General features: G+C 58.5%; 19 protein-coding genes and 1 pseudogene. 7 read left to right on the forward strand and 13 right to left on the reverse strand.

The window, feature by feature from the left end; genetic code table 11:
- Positions 1–86: 86 nt before the first annotated feature.
- From HWQ15_RS04425 to HWQ15_RS04445, 5 genes are all read right to left on the reverse strand, one after another.
- Positions 87–2,264: a YgiQ family radical SAM protein gene (locus HWQ15_RS04425; protein WP_046618810.1), complete on the reverse strand. Its 2,178-nt coding sequence runs from the start codon at positions 2,262–2,264 to the stop codon at positions 87–89.
- 151 nt (positions 2,265–2,415) lie between these two features.
- Positions 2,416–3,828 (reverse strand): cell division protein FtsP, encoded by a 1,413-nt coding sequence (gene ftsP / locus HWQ15_RS04430; RefSeq protein WP_023298607.1) that lies wholly within the window; start codon positions 3,826–3,828, stop codon positions 2,416–2,418.
- A gap of 61 nt (positions 3,829–3,889) precedes the next feature.
- Complete coding sequence (gene plsC, locus HWQ15_RS04435; protein WP_022649406.1) at positions 3,890–4,627, reverse strand: 1-acylglycerol-3-phosphate O-acyltransferase; 738 nt, start codon at positions 4,625–4,627, stop codon at positions 3,890–3,892.
- Positions 4,628–4,790: 163 nt separating this feature from the next.
- On the reverse strand, positions 4,791–7,049 hold the full coding sequence (gene parC, locus HWQ15_RS04440) for a DNA topoisomerase IV subunit A (protein WP_038416730.1): 2,259 nt from the start codon (positions 7,047–7,049) through the stop codon (positions 4,791–4,793).
- A gap of 118 nt (positions 7,050–7,167) precedes the next feature.
- Complete coding sequence (locus HWQ15_RS04445) at positions 7,168–7,569, reverse strand: YgiW/YdeI family stress tolerance OB fold protein (protein WP_022649408.1); 402 nt, start codon at positions 7,567–7,569, stop codon at positions 7,168–7,170.
- A 139-nt stretch (positions 7,570–7,708) separates the two neighbouring features.
- Here HWQ15_RS04445 and qseB point away from each other — a divergent pair, with 139 nt between their 5' ends.
- From qseB to HWQ15_RS04475, 6 genes are all read left to right on the forward strand, one after another.
- On the forward strand, positions 7,709–8,368 hold the full coding sequence (qseB, locus tag HWQ15_RS04450) for a quorum sensing response regulator transcription factor QseB (RefSeq protein WP_038416731.1): 660 nt from the start codon (positions 7,709–7,711) through the stop codon (positions 8,366–8,368).
- Positions 8,365–9,714 carry a quorum sensing histidine kinase QseC gene (qseC, locus tag HWQ15_RS04455; RefSeq protein ID WP_038416732.1) on the forward strand — a complete coding sequence of 450 codons (1,350 nt, stop codon included), beginning with the start codon at positions 8,365–8,367 and terminating at the stop codon, positions 9,712–9,714. Before qseB ends, qseC begins: the two co-directional genes overlap by 4 nt.
- Positions 9,715–9,818: 104 nt before the next feature.
- Complete coding sequence (locus HWQ15_RS04460) at positions 9,819–10,400, forward strand: NAD(P)H-dependent oxidoreductase (RefSeq protein WP_038416733.1); 582 nt, start codon at positions 9,819–9,821, stop codon at positions 10,398–10,400.
- Between the two features lie 30 nt (positions 10,401–10,430).
- On the forward strand, positions 10,431–10,745 hold the full coding sequence (locus tag HWQ15_RS04465; protein ID WP_003862506.1) for a putative quinol monooxygenase: 315 nt from the start codon (positions 10,431–10,433) through the stop codon (positions 10,743–10,745).
- Positions 10,746–10,896: 151 nt separating this feature from the next.
- A complete protein-coding gene (lysM, locus tag HWQ15_RS04470) occupies positions 10,897–11,337 on the forward strand; it encodes a peptidoglycan-binding protein LysM (RefSeq protein WP_022649412.1) in 441 nt (146 codons plus the stop codon).
- Between the two features lie 39 nt (positions 11,338–11,376).
- On the forward strand, positions 11,377–11,904 hold the full coding sequence (locus HWQ15_RS04475) for a hypothetical protein (protein ID WP_022649413.1): 528 nt from the start codon (positions 11,377–11,379) through the stop codon (positions 11,902–11,904).
- 12 nt (positions 11,905–11,916) lie between these two features.
- Here the strand turns inward: HWQ15_RS04475 and HWQ15_RS04480 are convergent.
- The 3 genes and pseudogenes from HWQ15_RS04480 to HWQ15_RS04490 form a co-directional block, all read right to left on the reverse strand.
- A pseudogene (locus HWQ15_RS04480) lies at positions 11,917–13,097 on the reverse strand (glycoside hydrolase family 88 protein).
- 28 nt (positions 13,098–13,125) lie between these two features.
- Positions 13,126–14,391, reverse strand: coding sequence for an oligosaccharide MFS transporter (locus tag HWQ15_RS04485; RefSeq protein ID WP_022649415.1), 1,266 nt, complete (start codon positions 14,389–14,391; stop codon positions 13,126–13,128).
- Between the two features lie 31 nt (positions 14,392–14,422).
- Positions 14,423–16,237 carry a DUF2264 domain-containing protein gene (locus HWQ15_RS04490; RefSeq protein WP_063149670.1) on the reverse strand — a complete coding sequence of 605 codons (1,815 nt, stop codon included), beginning with the start codon at positions 16,235–16,237 and terminating at the stop codon, positions 14,423–14,425.
- 166 nt (positions 16,238–16,403) lie between these two features.
- Between HWQ15_RS04490 and HWQ15_RS04495 the strand changes: the two genes are divergently transcribed.
- On the forward strand, positions 16,404–17,243 hold the full coding sequence (locus HWQ15_RS04495; RefSeq protein WP_063149669.1) for an AraC family transcriptional regulator: 840 nt from the start codon (positions 16,404–16,406) through the stop codon (positions 17,241–17,243).
- Between the two features lie 464 nt (positions 17,244–17,707).
- Here the strand turns inward: HWQ15_RS04495 and HWQ15_RS04500 are convergent, their stop codons facing one another.
- From HWQ15_RS04500 to HWQ15_RS04520, 5 genes are read right to left on the reverse strand one after another with little or no spacing between them, the layout of a single operon-like run.
- Complete coding sequence (locus HWQ15_RS04500; RefSeq protein ID WP_015571883.1) at positions 17,708–18,583, reverse strand: MurR/RpiR family transcriptional regulator; 876 nt, start codon at positions 18,581–18,583, stop codon at positions 17,708–17,710.
- Complete coding sequence (locus HWQ15_RS04505) at positions 18,580–19,530, reverse strand: iron-siderophore ABC transporter substrate-binding protein (RefSeq protein ID WP_023306962.1); 951 nt, start codon at positions 19,528–19,530, stop codon at positions 18,580–18,582. Before HWQ15_RS04505 ends, HWQ15_RS04500 begins: the two co-directional genes overlap by 4 nt.
- Before the next feature lie 9 nt (positions 19,531–19,539).
- A complete protein-coding gene (locus tag HWQ15_RS04510) occupies positions 19,540–20,580 on the reverse strand; it encodes an iron ABC transporter permease (RefSeq protein ID WP_038416737.1) in 1,041 nt (346 codons plus the stop codon).
- Complete coding sequence (locus HWQ15_RS04515) at positions 20,577–21,560, reverse strand: iron ABC transporter permease (protein ID WP_038416738.1); 984 nt, start codon at positions 21,558–21,560, stop codon at positions 20,577–20,579. The genes HWQ15_RS04510 and HWQ15_RS04515 overlap by 4 nt, the downstream gene beginning before the upstream one ends.
- Positions 21,557–22,369 carry an ABC transporter ATP-binding protein gene (locus HWQ15_RS04520; RefSeq protein ID WP_023306964.1) on the reverse strand — a complete coding sequence of 271 codons (813 nt, stop codon included), beginning with the start codon at positions 22,367–22,369 and terminating at the stop codon, positions 21,557–21,559. The genes HWQ15_RS04515 and HWQ15_RS04520 overlap by 4 nt, the downstream gene beginning before the upstream one ends.
- Positions 22,370–22,425 lie beyond the last annotated feature (56 nt).

The raw sequence follows: 22,425 nt of genomic DNA on the forward strand, positions 1-22,425 counted from the left end.
CCCCTCACCCTAACCCTCTCCCACAGGGAGAGGGAATGCTTTCCACCCTCTCCCTGTGGGAGAGGGCCGGGGTGAGGGCATCATCGTTATCCGATCTTACGTTTTCCCGTTTTTTTCGTCCCCGAAGCCCCACCGTTCGAACGCTGATGCACAATTGGCGTGTGCTTGGTCAGCGCCGGGCGCGTATTGCGGTTCTGGCGGCGCGCTTCGCGCATCTCTTCCAGCGTTGGCGCAGGCACCAGGCAATCACGACGCGAGCCGATCAGGTGCTTTTTCCCCATCTCTTCCAGCGCCTGACGGATCAGCGGCCAGTTTTTCGGGTCGTGATAGCGCAGCAGCGCTTTGTGCAGACGGCGCTGTTTATCCCCTTTCGGCACCACCACGTCTTCGCTCTTATAACCAATCTTACTCAGCGGGTTTTTGCCGGTGTAATACATGGTCGTCGAGTTGGCGAGCGGCGACGGGTAGAAGTTCTGCACCTGATCCAGACGGAATCGACGCTGCTTCAGCCACAGCGCCAGATTCACCATGTCTTCATCACGGGTGCCGGGGTGCGCGGAGATGAAGTATGGGATCAGATACTGCTCTTTCCCCGCCTGTTTTGAAAAGGTATCAAACAGCTGTTTAAAGCGGTCATAGCTGCCCATGCCCGGCTTCATCATTTTGGACAGCGGGCCCTCTTCGGTGTGCTCCGGGGCGATCTTCAGATAACCGCCAACGTGGTGCGTCGCCAGCTCTTTGATGTAGCGCGGATCTTCCACCGCAATGTCGTAACGCACGCCGGAGGCGATCAGGATCTTCTTGATGCCTTTCAGGTCACGGGCGCGACGGTAAAGGTTGATCGTCGGCTCGTGGTTGGTGTCCATATGCTCGCAAATGCTCGGATAGACGCAGGAGAGACGACGACAGGTCTGCTCAGCGCGCGGCGATTTGCAGCGCAGCATGTACATGTTAGCCGTTGGACCACCCAAATCGGAGATTACGCCGGTAAAGCCCGGGACCGTGTCGCGAATCGCTTCGATCTCGTTAACAATCGACTCTTCGGAACGGCTCTGAATAATACGACCTTCGTGTTCGGTGATCGAACAGAAGGAGCACCCGCCGAAGCAGCCGCGCATGATGTTGACCGAGAAGCGGATCATCTCGTACGCCGGAATACGGCTGTTGCCATATGACGGATGCGGCACACGCTTGTACGGCAGGGCAAAAACGCTGTCCATCTCTTCGGTAGAGAGCGGGATCGCCGGCGGGTTAACCCAGATATAACGCTCGCCGTGCTTTTGCATCAACGCGCGGGCACAGCCCGGGTTGGTTTCATGGTGCAGAATACGGGAGGCGTGTGCGTAGAGCACCTTGTCAGCTTTGACCTTCTCATATGACGGCAGCAGCACATAGGTCTTTTCCCACGGCTTCGGACGCGGCGGCTGCACCACCACGGCCTTTGCTTCCGCTTTCTTCGGCTCAACTGGTTTGTTATCCGCGCACGGCAGATCGTCACCGTACGGGTGCGGGATAGGGTCGATTTTGCCCGGCATATCGATAATGCGGGAATCCACCCCGCTCCAGCCCGGCAGCGCCTCTTTCACCATGATCGCGGTGTTGCGCACGTCGCGGATCTCGCTGACCGCTTCACCCTGCGCCAGGCGATGCGCCACTTCCACCAGCGGACGCTCGCCGTTGCCGAAGATCAGCATGTCGGCTTTCGAATCCACCAGCACCGAACGGCGCACGGTGTCAGACCAGTAGTCGTAGTGCGCGGTGCGGCGCAGGCTCGCCTCGATGCCGCCCAGGATCACCGGCACGTCTTTCCATGCTTCTTTGCATCGCTGGGTGTAGACGAGGGTCGCGCGATCGGGACGTTTACCCGCCACGTTATCTGCCGTATAAGCGTCGTCATGACGCAGCTTACGGTCCGCGGTATAGCGGTTGATCATCGAGTCCATGTTGCCCGCGGTCACGCCAAAGAACAGGTTAGGTTTACCCAGACGCATAAAGTCGTCTTTGCTGTTCCAGTCAGGCTGAGAAATAATCCCCACGCGGAAACCCTGAGCTTCCAGCATACGGCCGCAGATCGCCATGCCAAAGCTCGGGTGATCGACATACGCATCACCCGTCACCAGAATGATATCGCAGCTGTCCCAGCCCAGTTGATCCATCTCTTCCCGGGACATCGGCAGGAACGGCGCCGGTCCAAAGCAGGCTGCCCAGTACTGGGGCCAGGAGAAGAGGTCGCGATCCGGCTGGATCAGGGAAATTGCGCTCATAATGCTTCCGAAGAAAAAATAGACAAAAGGAGCGGGATTATACGCTGGTTTATCGGGGGAAATGAAGGGGTATTTATTGCCCGGTGACGCTACGCTTACCGGGCCTACGGGCCTGTAGGTCGGGTAAGGCGAAGCCGCCACCCGACTCGTTTTACGGTGCCGGATTCACCAGCATCTGCCCTACCGACCCCCTGTCCATCATCTCCAGCGTCTGGCTGTGGAACAGGAACGGGAAGTGCGGCCATGACGGCTGTCCATAGTAGACGAGCAGTTCTACCTGCCCATCCACCCAGACGGTGTCTTTCCAGCCCCTGTCTTCCGGGAACGGCATCGCCCCGTTGACGTTGCGGATCAGGAATGACACCCCTTCAATATGGAACGACTGCGGCATCTCCGAGCGGACGGTCCAGCGCTCCCAGGTTCCCTGCTGGGCGGTGATATCAATACGGTTTACGTCCCACAGCGCGCCGTTGATGCCCGGATCGTCGCCAAGGCTGATATCGCGACTGCGTACTGCAGGGCCGGTCACAATTTCCTGCGGCAGCAGGCGCATCGGCAGACTGTCGGTCACCAGCGGCAACAGGCCGGTCGGGCGCAGCGTCAGCACCAGCGTGGAGACCAGAACGCTCGACGGTTCAAAGAAGCCGCGAATGCGGTCAACAATGCTTGCCGCTTCGCCGCAGGTCACGGACACTTCATCCCCGTTGGTCATATCCACGAGGATTTCACGACGTTCGCCCGGCGCCAGCGCCAGCTGTTTCACCGACACCGGCGCAGGTAATAACCCCTGATCGCCTGAAATCACATGCAGGGCGCGGCCGTCGCTCATTTGCAGCAGGTAGCGGCGCGAGTTAGAGGCATTCAACAGACGCAGGCGCACCCAGCCACGAGACACTTCGACATACGGGCTTTGCGCGCCGTTAACCAGCAGCGTATCGCCCACAAAGCCACCGCTGCCCGGCTCGCTGTACTCCGGCGTACCGAAGTTATCCAGACGCTTGTCCTGAATAATGATCGGGAAATCATCAACACCGTAGTGATTCGGGATCGGCAGCGTTTTACTGACCTCATCTTCAATCAGCCACATCCCGGCCAGGCCGTTATAGACCTGCTGGGCGGTGCGGTTCGGGGTGTTGGCGTGATACCACAATGTCGCCGCGCTCTGACGAATCGGGAGGACGGGCGCCCAGTCGGCATTCGGCGACATCATGCGCGCCGCGCCGCCCATCAGCGGCCCCGGCACCTGCAACCCACTGACGGTCATTGCGACATTTTCCGTCGTCCGGTTACTGTAGATGAGCTTGACGTCATCCCCATTCCACACGCGAATGGTCGGCCCGAGGTAGCGTCCGTTAATGCCCCATACCTGCGCGCGCGTTCCCTGGGTAAAGGACCAGTGGCTACGCTGAAGCGTGAGGAATAGCGGCTGCCCGCGACGGGATTCAATCAACGGCGGAATAGGCAGCGGCTGTTGCTGCCCGGCGGCGCTGGCTGTCCGCGGCATCGCACCCGCACAAAGGGCGATACCCGAAGCCTGAATAAACTGACGCCGACTGAGTGACATATAAGCTCCATCTGAAACGACTAACAACGCGGGAATTCGTTTTCCCTTGAACGAAACCGGGTTAAATCTTACCGGCGGCTTCTCGCTCTGCAACTTCTTTATCGAGCTGTGCAATGTGCTGAGCCATCAGCTCGCGGCAGTGCGTGGCCAGCTCGCGCACCTGGTCTTTACCGTATTTGGAGGTATCCACCGGCGGTAGCATTTCGACAATGACCAGTCCGTTTTTCAGACGGTTAAGATTAATCTTATTCGATGTATTGGAAACGCACACGGGAATAATTGGAACGCCTGCCGCAATTGCAGCATGAAACGCGCCGGTCTTGAACGGCAGCAGGCCGCGACCGCGGCTGCGCGTCCCTTCCGGGAACATCCAGATTGAGATCCGGCGCTTTTTAAACTGATCCACCACTTCCGCAATGGTGCCATGCGCTTTCGCACGGTTGTTGCGGTCAATCAGCAAGTTACCGGTGAGCCAGTACAGTTGGCCGAAAAGCGGGATCCACAGCAGGCTCTTTTTCCCGACGGTTACGGTCGGCGGAATAACAATATTTGAGGCCGTCACCATATCGTAGTTGTTTTGATGGTTAGCGATATAGATGGCGTTACCGAAATTCTCCGCCCCTTCAGGCAGACGCTTTTCAACCTTCAGGCCGAACAATGGCGCAAGGCGACCAAACATGTGCCCGAACGTCGCGACATGTTTTGGGTTACGCGGGCTGAACAGGCAATAAATCGATCCGAAAATACAGACCAGAATGCAGTAAATAACGGTAAGAATAAGACGAACAATGTATAGCATAGCGACCTCTGAAGCCCTGACAGCTGACAATTATACTTCACCTGTGGCCAGGTAAGGACTTTATTACGAGCGCGTATTGTTAATCGCAACGCACGAATTAACAACGTTTTTACGGGAAATTTTATGGTAATCCCCCTCCGGAAAGAGGGGGGGATGAAACAGGTTACTCTTCGCTGTCGTCCGCTTTGCTGCGCGCCGGCGAGTCGATCTCCACGCGGTCGATGCGCTGCAGGCCACGCATCAGTGAGCCGCGACGTCCGCGCTCGCCAACCACCTTCTGCAACTCTTCCGGACGCAGTTTGATCTTACGTTTGCCGACATGAATGGTCAGCGTGCTCTGCGGCGGCAGCAGGAAGAGATGCGCCAGGCTATCTTCGCCTTTTGCCGCTTCCGCTGACGGGATACTGATGATCTTGTTGCCCTTCCCTTTCGACAGCTCCGGCAGATCGCTGACCGGGAACATCAGCATGCGTCCGGCAGCGGTGATCGCCAGCAGCATATCGCTTTCGTTCTCGATGATCAGCGGCGGCATGACGTGTGCGTTATCCGGCAGGCTGATCAGCGCTTTACCGGCGCGGTTACGCGACACCAGATCGTTAAAGGTGCAGATAAAGCCGTAGCCAGCATCAGACGCCATCAGCAGTTTTTGATCGTCGGCTTCCATCAGCATATGGTCAACCGTGGCGCCCGGCGGCAGCGTCAGCTTGCCCGTCAGCGGTTCGCCCTGCCCGCGCGCGGATGGCAGCGTGATCGGATCAATAGCGTAGCTGCGGCCCGTGGAGTCGATAAACGCCACCGGCTGGTTGCTCTTGCCCTTCACCGCCGCCTTGAAGCTGTCACCGGACTTGTAGCTCAGACCCGGCGCGTCGATATCGTGGCCTTTGGCGCTACGCACCCAGCCGCTCTGGGAAAGCACGATGGTCACCGGCTCGGACGGCAGCATGTCGTGCTCGTTCATCGCCTTCGCTTCTTCGCGCTCATGCAGCGGAGAACGACGGTCGTCGCCAAAGGCGTCGGCATCGGCCTGCAACTCTTTCTTCAGCAGGGTGTTCATCTTGCGCTCGGACGCCAGAATCGCCTGAAGCTGATCGCGCTCTTTTTCCAGCTCGTTCTGCTCGCCGCGGATCTTCATCTCTTCCAGCTTAGCGAGATGGCGCAGCTTCAGTTCGAGGATCGCTTCAGCCTGGGTTTCGCTGATGCCAAAGCGCGACATCAGGGCAGGCTTAGGTTCGTCCTCGGTACGAATGATCTCAATCACTTCGTCAATGTTGAGGAACGCCACCAGCAAACCTTCGAGGATATGCAGGCGCTTAAGCACTTTCTCCAGGCGATGGTTCAGACGGCGGCGCACCGTATCGCGGCGGAAGGCCAGCCATTCGGTGAGGATCTCCAGCAGGTTTTTCACCGCCGGACGACCGTCCAGACCAATCATGTTCAGGTTGATGCGGTAGCTTTTTTCCAGATCGGTAGTGGCGAACAGGTGGTTCATCACCTGCTCCATATCCACGCGGTTAGAACGCGGCACAATCACCAGACGGGTCGGGTTTTCGTGGTCCGATTCGTCGCGCAGGTCGTCCACCATCGGCAGCTTTTTATTGCGCATCTGGGAGGCAATCTGCTCCAGCACCTTCGCGCCGGAGACCTGGTGCGGAAGCGCGGTGATCACCACGGCGCCATCCTCTTTGGTCCATACCGCGCGCATGCGCACGGAGCCGCGGCCGTTCTGGTAGATTTTACGGATTTCCGCACGCGAGGTGATGATCTCGGCTTCGGTCGGATAGTCCGGCCCCTGCACGATCTCCAGCAGATCGTCCAGCGAGGTTTTTGGCTGCTCAATCAGGGTGATGGCCGCTTTCGCCACTTCACGCAGGTTGTGCGGCGGAATGTCCGTCGCCATGCCCACGGCGATACCGGTCGTGCCGTTCAGCAGGATGTTCGGCAGACGCGCAGGCAGCATTTTCGGCTCCTGCATCGTACCGTCGAAGTTTGGCACCCAGTCGACCGTACCCTGGCCCAGCTCGCCCAACAGCACTTCGGCATATTTAGACAGACGGGATTCGGTATAACGCATCGCCGCGAAGGATTTCGGATCGTCCGGCGCCCCCCAGTTCCCCTGACCATCCACCAGCGGATAGCGGTAAGAGAACGGCTGGGCCATCAGCACCATCGCTTCATAGCAGGCGCTGTCACCGTGCGGATGGTATTTCCCCAGCACGTCACCGACGGTACGGGCGGATTTCTTGAACTTGGCGGTCGCATTCAGCCCCAGTTCGGACATCGCATAGACGATGCGGCGCTGAACGGGCTTCAGGCCATCCCCGATAAACGGCAACGCCCTGTCCATGATGACGTACATGGAGTAGTTCAGGTAGGCGTTTTCCGTGAATTCATGTAGCGCGAGGCGCTCTGCCATATCGCTCATTACGTGTGATTCCTCAACTCAGAAACCGATGGGTTTCAGGCAATATTGCCGCAGATACTACCTCATCTGGCGAGTTGAGTCACAAAGAAAAAGGGCCGCTCATGCGGCCCTTTCCGGGTTATTTGTTCAGCTTGATAACCTGCTTCACGTCGATTTCAAACTCGTTCCAGTCTTTATCGATTTTACCCTGGAGTTCGACTTTATCCTGGGGCGTCACCGTCACGCCGTTCCAGCGCTTGTGGTCGATCTCCACCACCACCGTGCCGCTTTCATCGCGGAAGGTGTAACGGTCATCGGACAGGCGCTCGGTAATATTACCGCGCAGCTTCACCCAGCTGTCGTCCTTCATATCTTTGACTTTAGCCGCGGTAGTGAGGTTGGCGTTATTATCGACAAAGCCACCCTGCTGGGTTTGCGTCTGGGTCTGTGTCGCAGATGGGCCAGAGAAGCCACCCTGTGCAGCAAAAACAGGGGCAGTGGTCATCATCATGATGGCAGCAATTGCAGCGTATTTTTTCATCTTAATCTCTCCCTTTAATGTCGTTTCACAATCCATTAAACAGGGTAAACCTTAACAACTTCTTAAGGGGAAAATTTATTTATTTTTACTGTACAGCAGGCGCTTGCAGAAGGTTTACTGACGGCATCAAGGAGGAAATATGCGCATTTTACTGGTAGAAGACGACAAACTCATCGGCGATGGCATCAAAGCGGGCTTAAGCAAAATAGGCTTTAACGTGGACTGGTTTACCGACGGTAAAACCGGGCAGGCGGCCCTGTACACCGCGCCGTACGATGCCGTGGTGCTGGACCTGACGCTGCCGGAAATCGACGGGCTTGAGATCCTGCGCGCCTGGCGCGAAAGCGGTAAGAGCGAACCGGTGCTGATCCTCACCGCGCGGGATGCGCTGAATCAGCGCGTCGAAGGGTTACGCCTGGGGGCGGATGATTACCTGTGTAAGCCGTTCGCGCTGATTGAAGTGGCAGCCCGCCTCGAAGCGCTGGTGCGCCGCAGCCACGGGCAGGCGCGCAGCGAGCTGCGTCACGGCAAGGTCACGCTCGATCCGGCAAGTCTTGTCGCCACGCTGGAGGGCGAAACGCTGGTGCTCAAACCCAAAGAGTTCGCCCTGCTGGAACTGCTGATGCGCAACGCGGGCCGCGTGCTGCCGCGCAAGGCCATTGAAGAGAAACTCTACAACTGGGATGATGACGTCTCCAGCAACGCCGTCGAAGTCCACGTTCATCATTTACGCCGCAAGCTCGGCAGCGAATTTATCCGCACCGTGCACGGCATCGGTTATACCCTGGGTGACGCATGAAACTGACCCAACGCCTGAGCCTGAAGCTGCGCCTGACGCTCCTCTTTTTGCTGCTGTCCCTGGCGGCCTGGTTTGCCGCAAGCGTGGTGGCCTGGCACCAGACGACCGACAAGCTCGATAAGCTGTTCGATACCCAGCAGATGCTGTTTGCCAAACGGCTGCTGACGATGGACGTGGACGAACTCCGCGCCCCGGAACGCATGCGCGAGGTGCCGAAAAAAGCCAAACACGGCCATCTTGACGACGATGCGCTGGCCTTCGCAATCTTCACCGCAGACGGCAGCATGGTGCTTAACGACGGTGAGAACGGGCGCGACATACCTTATCACTACCGCCGGGACGGATTTGATGACGGTCGGTTGCAGGATGACAACGACGAATGGCGTTTCCTGTGGCTGACCTCCCCGGACGGGAAATACCGCGTGGTGGTTGGCCAGGAGTGGGAGTACCGACAAGATATGGCGCTGGACGTGGTCAGCTCGCAGCTGACGCCGTGGCTGGTGGCGCTGCCCGTAATGCTGCTGTTGCTGATTGTCCTGCTGAGCCGGGAACTGAAACCGCTGAAAAACCTGGCGCAGACCCTGCGTTCACGCTCGCCGGATGCGACCGATACGCTGCCCACACACGGCGTGCCGACGGAGGTTCGCCCGCTGCTTGATGCGCTTAACCATCTTTTCGCCCGTACGCAGGAGATGATGGCCCGCGAGCGCCGCTTCACCTCGGATGCCGCTCATGAGTTGCGCAGCCCGCTGGCCGCGCTGAAGGTGCAAACCGACGTGGCGCAGCTTTCCCTTGACGATCCCGAGGCGCAGTCTAAAGCGCTGGGGCAATTGCATGCGGGCATCGACCGCGCCTCCCGGCTGGTGGACCAGCTTCTCACCCTGTCGCGCCTGGATTCACTGGATAATCTTGATGACGTCGAACCCGTGATGATGGCCGATTTGCTGCAATCCGCGGTGCTGGATATCTGGCATCCGGCGCAGCAGGCGGGCATTGATATTCGGCTCAACGTCAACGCGCCCGAGGTAATGCGTCACGGACAGCCGCTATTGCTGAGCCTGCTGGCGCGTAACCTGCTGGACAACGCCGTTCGTTACAGCCCGCGCGGCAGCGTGGTGGACGTGACGCTGAACACCCTAAGCTTTACCGTGCGCGACAACGGCCCGGGCATTTCAACCGATGCGCTGGCGCGTCTCGGCGAGCGCTTTTATCGTCCACCGGGCCAGGACGCCACCGGCAGCGGTCTGGGGTTGTCTATTGTGAAGCGCATCGCGGCGTTACACGGGATGCGCGTCTCGCTGGGCAATGCGCCTGAAGGGGGCTTTGAGGTGACCGTCAGCTGGTAGCCATTATTGCGCTGAGCGCAAAAGACTTTGCACATTTTGCTTATTTTTCCGCTCCGTCCTCGCGCGTAGAATACCTGGCATACTCTCAGCATCGAGGACAAATAATGAGCAACATTCTGATTATCAACGGCGCGAAAGAATTTGCGCACTCTAAAGGCCAGCTCAATGACACCCTGACCGAGGTCGCGGATGGTTTCCTGCGCGACGCCGGACATGATGTTAAGGTCGTGCGCGCGGACAGCGATTACGACGTGAAGGCCGAAGTGCAGAACTTCCTGTGGGCCGAAGTGGTTATCTGGCAGATGCCGGGCTGGTGGATGGGCGCACCGTGGACCGTGAAAAAATACATGGACGATGTGTTTACCGAAGGTCACGGTTCGCTGTATGCCAGCGACGGCCGCACCCGCTCAGACGCGTCTAAAAAATACGGTTCCGGCGGCCTGTTGCAGGGCAAGAGATACATGCTCTCCCTGACCTGGAATGCCCCGCTTGAAGCGTTCACCGAGCAAGATCAGTTCTTTGAAGGCGTAGGCGTAGACGGCGCGTATCTGCCATTCCACAAGGCGAATCAGTTCCTGGCTATGGAGCCGCTGCCGACCTTTATCGTCAATGACGTAATTAAAATGCCGGACGTCCCACGCTATATCGCAGAATATCGCAAGCATCTCGCGGAAATTTTTGCTTAACTGGTAGCCTGGAATTAGAAGGAGTTAATTATGCTTACCGTTATTGCTGAAATCCGTACGCGTCCTGGCCAACATCACCGCCAGGCGGTGCTGGATGAGTTCGCAAAGATCATCCCGACCGTACTGAAAGAAGAAGGCTGCCACGGCTACGCGCCAATGGTGGACGCCGCCACCAGCGCAAGCTTCCAGGCGACCGCGCCAGACTCGATCATCATGGTTGAGCAGTGGGAAACCGTCGCGCACCTTGAAGCGCATTTGCAGACCGCGCATATGAAAGCGTGGAGCGACGCGGTGAAAGGGGACGTTCTGGAAACCCATATTCGTATTCTGGAGCAAGGGGTTTAAGTTCTGTGAAATTTACCGGGTGGCACTGCGTTTACCCGGCCTACAACTTCCCTCCCAGGCCCGGTAAGCGTTAACGCCACCGGGCTTTTTTTATCACCTTAACACTCAACTGCTATGCTTATTCTGACTTCATGTTAAACAGGAGGATGGAATGGGTCTTTTTAATTTCGTAAAAGAAGCAGGCGAAAAGCTGTGGGACAATCTGACCGATCATAAGGGTCAGAGCGACAAAATCACCGAGCACCTCAAGAAACTCAACATTCCCGGTTCCGATAAGGTTCAGGTTGACGTCACCGACGGCAAAGCCAGCGTGACGGGCGACGGGCTGACGCAGGAGCAGAAAGAAAAAATCCAGGTCGCCGTCGGCAACATCGCAGGCGTCAGCGAGGTGGAGAACAACATCACCGCGACAGATGCCAAAGATGAAGCTACTTACTATACGGTGAAATCCGGCGATACCCTGAGCGCGATCTCTAAAACCGTGTACGGCGATGCTAACCAGTACAACAAGATTTTTGAGGCTAACCGCCCTATGCTCTCCAGCCCCGATAAAATCTATCCCGGCCAGACGCTGCGTATTCCTAAAGCATAACGTCTAAAACAGTCGGTTCACGTCGCGCAGAGGAACAGAATGAAAATAGCTTGTCTTGGCTGGGGTTCGTTAATCTGGAAAAGCGGCGCGTTACCGGTAGCCGGTGAGTGGCAGACCGACGGGCCTTCTTTGCCCGTCGAGTTCTGTCGGGTCAGCGATGGCGGTGAACTGGCGACCGCCATCTGTATGAATGCCCCTGCCGTGCCGGTGCTTTGGGCATGGCTGGAGGCCACAACGTTGAGCGTGGCCTGCCGCGCTTTGCGTGAGCGCGAAGCCATTCCCGAGGATCGCTGCGATGGTATTGGCTCGCTGCTAATCACCGGACGCGACACGGGTATCCTGACAACATGGGCCAGGGAGAAAGGTATTGAAGCGATCATCTGGACCGGGCTCCCGCCGAGAAGCGCGTCACAGGAAGGCAGGGTTCCTGCCGTGGACGAAGCCATCGCTTATCTCGACGGCCTCAGCGGAGAGACCCGCAGCCATGCGCAGGACTATATTTGCCGCGTGCCTGCCCAGCTTGATACGCCCTACCGGCGCGTCATTAAAGATGTGCTTGGATGGTAATCCCCCGGCCAGTTACCAGTACAGTTTCCAGCTCCGGGTGAAACGCACCAGCGCCTCAACGTAGAAGTAATCTCCCCAGCTTGCGCACTCATCCACGCCTTTGTTGCTCCCGAGGTGGTAAACCGAGTGTTTAAGCAGCCCGTTGCCCTTTTCTTCTCTCCCCATCAGATAGTGTTTCGTCAGTGACGACATAATGCCTTTAGCCCACTCCATATAGCGCTCGCGATCCGGATCCGTGACCGGCAGGTGTTTCACCAGCTCCAGCAGCCCACATACCGCAATCGCCGCCGAGGAAGAGTCACGCAGCGCGTCGGTGCCCACCAGCGCCAGATCCCAGTGGCAGACGTAGTCTTCGGGCAGGCGATTGAGGAAGTAGTTCGCCAGCCGTTTTGACAGGGCGATCATCGTCTCGTCGCCGGTATAGATATAGCTCAGCAGGAAGCCGTAAATTCCCCACGCCTGCCCGCGTGACCAGCAGGAGTCGTCGGCGTAGCCCTGCTGGGTGTTGCCGTAGCGCGGTGCGCCGGTTGTCACATCCATATAGTAGGTGTGGAAGGTGGAGGCATCGTCACGAATGAGGTACGTCGCCGCCTGCATGACGTGCGCTTTTGCGGCGTCGGCAAAGCGCGGATCGCCCGTCTGCTCCGTTGCCCAGTAGAGCAGCGGCAGGTTCATGTTGCAGTCGATGATCATCCGCCCGGCCTGGTCCGGATCGGAGAGATCGCCCCACGCCTGGATGATCTTCGCCTTCTCGTGGAAGCGTTCCAGCAGAGCTTCCGCCGCCAGCAGCGAGAAGCCTCGCGGTTTCCGGTCAGCCGCCACGCGGCTACGCAGGAGAGCGTGTAGAGGAAGCCTAAATCGTGGGTGTTGGTGTCGTTGCGCCCGGCGATGCGCAGGCCAAACGAGCGCACGTGTTTTTCCGCCATCGCGCGGAATTTTTCCTCGCCGCTCATCTCCCATGCCAGCCATAGCTGCCCGGTCCAGAAGCTGGTGGTCCACTCCACGTTGTCAGTCAGCGGATAAAAACCGTTCTGGCAGGTTTCCGCCGGGAATTTGTCGCCGAACTCCGTTAAATGACGGCTAATCAGGTCCAGAACGTGGCTGCGCGCCGAATTCAGTTCATCGCTGAATGCGCGGGAGTCAACGGGCGCAGCGATAACAGGCAGACGTTCTTCTTTGATACGACTTAACATATTTCGGTTCCTTCTTTGACGGCGTAATTTATCGTGTTGACGTTTCTGCTACGTTCAGCGCACGAGCCCCGCGCCATTTGCTCTGACAGGCGGATAACGTAAAAGCAGAAATAAGGGTAAAGGTCAGCGCCGTTGCGCCCATGATGATATAGGTGTGCTCAAAGCCAATACGGTCATACATATAGCCAGCAGGGGAAGAGACCACCACGTTGCCAACGTAGAGCATCGCCTGATAGCCGAGTAAATACATGGTGGCATTGACGCGCTTGTCGAAATGCTCGGCGATATATTTAAATACCGACACCAGCAGGAGACAAATTTCCAGACCGTACAGCGGCTTAAGCACTGAAATTAACAGGTGAGAATCACACATGCCGGAAATAATCAGACGCGCCCCGACCACCAGCCCGACAATTAATAGCCCGCGTTTGGCGCCAATAAAGTTCACAAACAGCGGGACCACCATATACATGACAAATTCCATGCCCGACTGCACGGTCCCGAGATAACCGAATACCGCGTTGCCCTCATGAATATCATCGAAGAAGGTGACGAAATAGCGCGAGAACTGCTGCTCGGCGATAAACATCATCCACGCCACGCCCGCCACGTACAGGCAGAAGGCCCAGAATTTGCGGTTTCGCAGCAGGGCGTAAACGTCTGACGGGGCGATTTTCTCTTTCGTCAGCACCTCGCCCGCGTGAATGGAGTTAGTGTTCACTTTCAGGCTCAGCAGGACGATCAGCATCACCACCGATGCCACGCTGCCGAGAATAAAGTTATACGCCGGTGAGAGGTTAAAAAGCAGGCCGGAGAAGGACGATGCCACCGCCCAGCCGAGCGAACCCCACATGCGAATTTGCCCGAACTCCATGCCGTTTAAGCGGCTAAAGCGGTCGGAATACGATTCGCACGCCGCCACACCCGCGTACCAGGCAAAGCTTAAATAGAGCGCGCCGATAATAATCCCCAGCAGGGTATTAGACATTAACAGCGGCTGGTATACGTAAATAAAGAACGGCGCCATCAGGGCCGACATGATCACCACAAAATAGAGCAGGTATTTGCTCATGCCGATCTTATCGAGAATATAGCCGTAGATCGGTTTAAGAATAACGGAGAATATCCCGTTCACCGCAAAAACGGTTCCAATCACCGAGCCGCTGAGATTGGCTTTCTGGCCAAGCCAGATCGCCAGCAGTCCAATACTGGCAGACCAGGTAAAGAAATAGAGAAAGATAAAGCTACTGATTTTGTAATATTCAGTTCTGTTAGTTGTCGATGTGCTTTTCATATCATCCTCGCCGACGTGTAGGGCCAGATTTTTATAATGTGAACGACAGCTTACGTTCGCTTCCGGGTTCGCTAATGACGACCCGGCTATGGGTTATATTCAGCTGCGGCGTCGCCGCAACGGGCTGTTTTCCGCCAGCCAGAACGGCGCAACAGAGCCAGCTTTCCCCTTGCGGGAGGTCGGCCTTTAACAACGGAATGGAAGCGCACTCCGCAAACATAATGCTGCTGTTCGGCGGCGTGACGATGCTGTCTGGCTGACGGTGAATGACCGGCGAAAGATCGACAATGACGCTGCTGCCGTTTTCAGCCATCAGATAACAACCGCGATCGCGCACCTGGTGGGCGGTTTTCATCACCGCAAAGCCGCCCTCGACGGTTTGCAGAGTGCGCGCGCTGTTGATGCGGTGCAGGCGCAGGTGCCACTCCCCGAACGGGATCTGCCAGGTCGCAATCTGCACGTCGCGCCACGGCGACCAGCGCGAGAAAATGTTATGTTCATCTACCCGAACCTCTTCGCACTCGCGACGACCACGGAAATAGTCATCTCCGTCCGCCAGCAGCAGCATCGAATCGCAGGCGGCATGCTTCAGGCCAAAACGCCCGCGCTCAATGGTGAATCCGAAGCGGCTGGAGTAGGCAAATTTGGTGTATTTCGCTTCGGTGTTAACGTAGTTATTCAGCTCCAGCTGACCAGCCGTGAGCATGACGACGTGCTGCGAAGCTTTCGAATGCATCAGGATCTGCTGCGCATGCGGGATCACATGTTTTTCAGCAAGCGCGGGCAGCGGCTGCTCGTCGGCCTGCCAGAACGGATGCGCCTCCGGCAGCGCCAGGATCAGGTAGGTTTTCAGCGCCCAGTACGGTGAACCGGGGGAGTTGTAATCCTCGCACATCGCCAGGTTCGGATACGCAAACCCCAGGGTAAGAATACCGTCGCGATCGACAATCGACTGCTGCTGCCACCAGCGCAGATGCCGCAGCACAATGCCCTTCACGATACCCGGGGTGAAGACGTCCAGCTGAGAAAAAGCCACCGCGCTCCAGAAGGCAACCATGGCAAAGCGGTAGGTCAGGCTGCGGCCAAACGGCACCGAGGCACCATCGGCGGCGGACCAGTAGATAAAGTCTTCCGCGAACAGACGCGAGCGCTCGCGCAGCACCTTTGCCCTCGCCTCGTCGTCACTCAGGGTGGCGTAAATCAGGCCGTAAAAATGGAAAGCCATGGAGATGTAATAGTCTTTCGGGCGGCCGGGACCGTCGGAGTACCAGCCGTCGCCGAGGTAGTAGGCGTCCATCAGCGTAAAGCGACGGTCAATGGCGGCCTGGTCGTACGGCAGCCCGGCGCGCTTAAAGCCGAGCTGAACCATAATGGCAAAATAGTTCCAGTTGCTGTCCGGCATCTGCGCGTCGGTGATTTGGTTGAGCCACGCGTGCAGGTTCATCACCTCGCGTCCGGTAAAGCGCGCGGTGAGCGTCTCCCCCAGCAGAGCAAGTCCCAGACCGTAGGCCGCCATCTCCACCAGACGCTGATCGTACGGGCCGGTTTCGCCCCAGTAGCCTGTGCTTTGCGGGTCGGTACCGATCTTGATGGCGGTAAGGTACTTCTCGCTGAACGGCGTGCTTTCGCCGGACGCCATCAGCGGAAACAGCCCCCACAGCGCGCGGGAAAGTCCCTCCATCTGCGCAATATCCGCTGTGTAATGGGCGCAGGTATCACCCAGCGAGAATCGTGAACGGTTCGCCGGAAATTGCGTGTCCAGCGCCTGTAAAAGTGCATTCAACGACGCCACTACATCCTGGCGTGAAGACAACGGATTTGATTTTTCTTTGTTTGCCGCCCACATCGGTTCGCCCTCGTAATCAACTGCGGCAAAGCATAGTGAATCCGCAAGGGGCAGAAATGTTAGCCGTGTCACAGGCATGAACGATGAATAAACCTCCAGTTGAGAAAATTTAAAAAGGTGGTTTATAAAGACGGTCAGACGGGAAAAAGTTGAGTTTTATTGCACTATGCGCGACACGCCGACATCCGATCTTCTGGAACTGATCGCCCTGAACGATACCGTGGCCTCGTTCAGCCGCCTGTTTGCCAATACCGTGCGCTACCATCACTGGCACCAGTGTCTGGAGATCCTCTATGTGGAAGAGGGCTTTGGGGTGGCGATTGTCGATAATCGTCACTACACCATGCGCCCCGGACGGCTGTTTTTCTTCCCGCCTTTTACGCTGCACAAGGTCATGGTGGACGAACAGGCGGAGGCAATTTACCGCCGCACCATTATTCATCTCGACCAGCACGCGGTGCTGAAGATCCTGCGGGATTTTCCCCAGACCCGGCAGCGTCTGGAGCGGCTGTCACGCCGTGGCGGCGAAGCGTGGGTCGCCGATTTAGCCCACTTCCATCACCATATCGACCATCTGTTTAGCTGCTATAAACCGCCGATGAACGGCGAGAGCATCGCCAGCCTGCTGATAGGCCTGTTCGCGATGCTGCCCGAGGATCGCGACGGCGAGCCGGGAAACAGCCAGGGGATCGCCAGCCAGGTGATGTTTTGGCTCGACGAGCATTATCAGGAGAAATTTCGTCTGGATGCGCTGGCCAATGAGCTGGGAAAATCCCGCAGCTACGTATCGCGAAAATTCCATGCGGAAACGGGCGAAAAAATTCACGACTACCTGAATACGCTAAGGTTGCGTAAGGCGTGTGAGTGTTTACTCCACACTGATTCGAGCGTGCGTGACATTGCCGCACAGACGGGTTTTTCCGACGTGACGTGGTTTATCAGCGCGTTTAAAAAAGGGATTGGCGAGACGCCGCTGCAGTACAGGAAGAACCATCGTGCGGTTTGACGCCCTCTCCCACAGGGCTGAGGGTTCCCCACAAATTAATGCGAGCACTGAGCAATCCCCTCGCCCCTCCGGGGAGAGGGTTAGGGTGAGGGGAACATACGGCGGTGGTGGTCATTCCGTTCACTTTATGTTCCTTGCTACTCTGTAACGACATGACCGGTGAGTGCCAGGGTGGCTCAGTCGCCACCACCCTGGCGACCCGGGCTCCCGGCGGTAAATCGCCGCTTCGCGGTGCCCTCGGCTCATTCCTTCCGGCTTATCGGGTACGGGCGGAGGCAACGTCCCTGTAAAGCCGCCCTCTCGGCGCATCCCTGCGCCTCGCCCCGGCCTGCAGGAAACGCCTCAGCGATTTACAGCCGGACCAGGGCATCGCTGACAGCCCTCAGTCATTTAGAAAGCAACTTTATTGCTTCTGCATAAAAAAATTACTGGGGATCCCTCAGCCCACGGGGAGAGGGGGAAAATCAACCGCTCTTCTTGCCCGGCTTTAATCCGCGGTGTAACTCGTTGATGCGCTTCATCGACTTGATGGTGCGCTGCGGCTCGGTGGAGGCGACGGACAGAATAATCATCTCCAGGCACAGCAGCACCGTGCCGTGCAGCGGGATTTTGCCCTTCTCGCCGCCGCGCGGGACGTGGATCACTACGCTTGCCTCTTTGCTAAAGCGCGAGTCCGTGGCGTTGGTCAGCAAAATGGTGGGAATACCCAGGCGCTTCGCTTCGCGCAGCGTGGTCTGTCCCTCCCGGTGCGCGGATTTTTGCGCCATCATTACCAGCACGTCACCGCGCTGTAGGGCAATCAGCTGTTCGGCGAGGCCAATACCGGTGCGGTTGAGCGGGATCGCAGGCAGGCCTATACGGCTAAACAGTCGCGAGGTGTACTCAGCCAGAATGCCGGATGCGCCAATGCCAAAAATAGCGACCTGTCTCGCCTGCGCCAGCAGCGACACCGCCTGCGCCATCGCGTAGCGGTTGCCCGGTTCGGACAACACCGCGCAGGTGTGTTGATGGCCTTCCAGCACAAAATCGATGCTCGCGTCGACGTCGCTGGTAAGCGTGTTTACCGTCGTGGACATCTTCTCACTGGAGGTGACCACCGGGCCAAACCACTGCTCCAGGGTCTGCTTGAGATCCCGCAGCCCGCCAAACCCAAGCGCCTGAATGGCACGTACCACGGTGGCGTCCGAGGTGTGTAGCACAGCGGCAATCTCCATTGCCGTCTGCTCCATAACCGCTTCACGATTTTCATTGATATAGCTCGCCACCTGCAGCAGGCGCGGCGTCAGCTGGTGCGCCCGCGAGCGGAGGCGGTCGCCGTAGACATCAATTTTTCGGATCATCGAGCGGCCTCCGGCAGCGGACGGCCCGCTATCTGCGACTGCACCTGCGCGGCCATCAGCCCCAGCGAGGCAAATGAATTTGAGATCGCTTCCTCGCGGGAGATGAGCACGTAATGCCCGGTTCGGCAGGCGTTGAGAAACTGACACCAGCCCGGCATCACCGCATCCATCGCCGCCAGCTCGTCCTGCGGTTTTCCGCCGGTGTCCCCGCGCCAGGTTGCAAAGACAAAATCAGCATCCAGCTCCGGCAGGCGCTCGGCGCTGACGTCGATGCGCCCGCCCTCCGGGATGCTCTCAATCAGCGGCGGGAACCTGAACCCTGCGTCCCGCAGCACGCGCCCAAGCGAGTGGTAGCTGTGCATGGCGTTGATTTTGCCCTGATTGGCCTGAATCACCGAGACGGTCAGTTTGCTCGTATCGATGGTCGCCTTTAGCGCCTCGATCTGCTCCTGATAGCGACGCTCCAGAATCTTCAGCCGCGCCTCTGTCCCGGTAAGCTGCGCCAGCTTGCGGTAGATCTCCGGCGCGCCGCCGTCGAGGTGATCGATACTCACCGTCGGGGCAATTTTTTCCAGCTGTTCGACCGGCGTGTTGCGGGTCGGCTCGGTGATGATAAGATCCGGCTTCGCCGCGGCGATGGCTTCAATATCGATATCGGCGGTGCCGATGAATGTGATGTCGGAATTATCAAAATCGATGCCCGTCAGCATGCCGCTGGAGCGCAGAAAATGGCTGCCGTCCGGTCGGGTACGGCCATGGCTGGCAACCGGCGGTACGCCAAGCTCGATCAGCGGAATGGTGATATCCAGGTCGTGCAGGGACACAATCCGCTTCGGGTTAACCGGCACCACCACTTTGCGGTTCAGGTCGTCAGTAAACGTCTGCGTTGGCTCTGCGGCTCCTGCAGCAAAACCCACCAGCACCAGCATTGCAAAAAATACGCGCATTTCTATCCCCTAAAATCGATCCCGACGCTGCCAGAGCAGCAGCAGGAAAAACGGTCCGCCAATCAGTGAAATGACAATTCCCGCCGGCAGCTGCAACGGGAGAAATGCCAGCCGCCCGACGTTATCCGCCAGCAGCACCAGCAGCGCGCCCAGTACGGCACTTCCCGTCAGCAGTGCCGTTTGCCCTCCGCGCAGCAGCAGGCGCGCCATGTGCGGGGCAATCAGCCCGACAAAACCGATACTCCCCACGCAGGAGACGCAGGCAGCGGTGAGCACCACGGGGGCAAACACGCGCAGCAGCGCGAGGCGTGAAGTCCGCACGCCCAGCCCCGTCGCAGTGTGGTTGCCGAGCAAGGCTACGTCTGCGGCGCGCGCGGTAAAGAGCAGCAGCGCAAACGCCGGCACTGTCCAGGCAGCAGCGATGCTGACCAGCGTCCAGCTTGCCGCATGCAGACTCCCCGCCAGCCACAGCATCGCCGTCTGGACGTCGCGCACGTCGGCGGTCGTCATAAAGACCCCCATCGCGGCGGCAAACGCCCATGACACGCCGATGCCGATCAGGATGAAACGCGGGCGCGAGATATCACGCGCCAGCGCCACTACCAGCAGCGCGGTCAGCAGCCCACCGGCCATGCCGATAAGTGGACGCCAGTACGGCCCCAATCCCGGAAACTGAAAAATCAGCAGCAGCACCGCCGCGCTACAGCCCTCTTTCACGCCGATAAGTCCGGGGTCAGCAAGGCCGTTGCGGGTAATGGACTGCATGGCCGCCCCCGCCATGCCGAGCATTGCGCCGCACAGCACCGCCATCAGCAGGCGCGGCAGGCGGATATCCATCACAATGTAATGCGCATCCGCCGTCAGACGTTCAGGATAAAACAGCGCACGTCCGATGGCGGAAGCAGGAATGGGCAGCGAGCCGTGCGTCAGGCCAAAACTTAGCAGCAGTAAAACGGCAAGGGTTAAAACGGTCAGATACAGCAGCGCCCTCGGGCGAACCAGCGCCGAGAAGGAGGAAAATCGTACTGCCCTCAATCCAGCCCGGTTCATTTGAACATCCTTGACGCCATAAGGATAAAGACCGGCGCGCCGACCAGCGCAGTCATCACGCCGGTTGCCAGCTCATACGGCGTAAACAGCGTGCGGGCGGCGATATCCGCCATCAGCAGAACCAGCGCCCCGCAGAGGGCTGAGAGCGGCACCATCACGCGCAGGTCCACCGATACCAGACGGCGAATCAGCTGCGGCACAACGAGTCCGATAAACCCGATCGGTCCGGCAACTGAAACCGCCGCGCCGCACAGCAGGGCGATGGCCAGCAGCGCGAGCAGGCGCGTTTTCAGCAGCGACACGCCAAGCCCCTGCGCCATTCTGTCCCCCAGCGCCAGCATGTTCAGCGACGGCGACAGCCAGAGCGCCAGCGCAAAACCCACGGCAGCGGCCCCCGCGGCGCTAGCGGTCGTCTCGCCGATGACTCCCGCCACATCCCCCGCAAGCCAGGTCCGCATGGCCAGCAGCGTCTGTTCATCCAGAATCAACACCGTGGCGGTTATCGATGAGGCAAATGCCGACATCGCCACGCCGCACAGCGTGACCTTCATCGGCGTGAGACCGGTACGCCCGGATGAGGAGAACGTTAGCACCAGCAAAAAGAGCGCGGCGGCGCCAGCTGCGGCTATCAGAGGGCGGCCAAACGGCAGCGACAGCCCGAGGGCACTCGTCAGCACCACCGCCAGCGCCGCCCCTGCATTAAGCCCCAGGATATGCGGCTCGCCGAGCGGGTTGCGGATCACTGACTGCAGCAGCACGCCCGCGACGCCGAGCGCCGCGCCCGTCATCAGGGCGGCGCACAGTCGCATCAAGCGCAGCCTGACGATCACGCTATGCTCAAAATTGCGCGGGTCGAAGTGGAAAAATGCGTCTACTACCGTCCGGGGGGCGATAACGCGCGCCCCGATGCTCAGGTGCGCAATCGCGCCTGCCAGAAGCAGCAGCGTAAAGAGAATAAAGGCCACAGACGTGCGCATCATGGTTTGTCGACAGCCTGACGGAACGGCATAAAGAACGGCTTGCCGGTCAGCGGGTTAACCGACATATGCACGTCGACATCAAACACCGCTTTGATCAGCTCCGGCGTGCAGGCGTCGCCCTCATGCAGTACCCCCTCAACCTTTCCCTGACGTAAAAAGACCAGCGAATCACCGTAGTTCACGGCGAAGTTGAGATCGTGCAGAACCACCACCACGGTGCGCCCGTGCCGGCGCGTCAGCGTGTGCAGCAGTTCGAGGATCTCCACCTGGTAGCGAAGATCGAGGTACGTCGTGGGTTCATCCAGCAGGATGTAGGGCGTTTGCTGCGCCAGCACCATGGCGATCCAGCAGCGCTGGCGCTGGCCGCCGGACAGGCTTTCAACCAGATGATGGGCAAACTCTGCCGTCCCGGTCAGGCGTAACGCCTCCTCCACGGCCCGCTCGTCTTCCTCGCTCCACTGGCGCATCACGTTCTGCCAGGGGAAACGTCCGCGCGAGACCAGCTCAAATACGGTTAACCCTTCTGGAAGCAGCGGAGACTGCGGCAGGATCCCGAGCTGGCGGGCGACCGCTTTGGTTGGCTGCGAGTGGATGGCTTTGCCGTCCAGCACCGCGCTGCCGCCGAGCGGCTGAAGCAGCCGCGCGAGGGTACTTAACAGCGTCGATTTTCCGCAGCCGTTTGCGCCCACCAGAACAGTCATTTTCTGCTGGGGGATCGCAAGGGAGATATCATCAACGATGATTTTTTTCTGGTAACCCGCGGAGAGGTTCTCAAGAACCAGTCCCGGCTTTTTGATGTAGTGAGCCACGTGAACGCCAACGTAAGAAAAAAAACCAACAAATAAAAATAAAACTCATTCTCTTT

Source organism: Enterobacter sp. DSM 30060 (assembly GCF_013375955.1).
GTDB lineage: Bacteria > Pseudomonadota > Gammaproteobacteria > Enterobacterales > Enterobacteriaceae > Enterobacter > Enterobacter intestinihominis.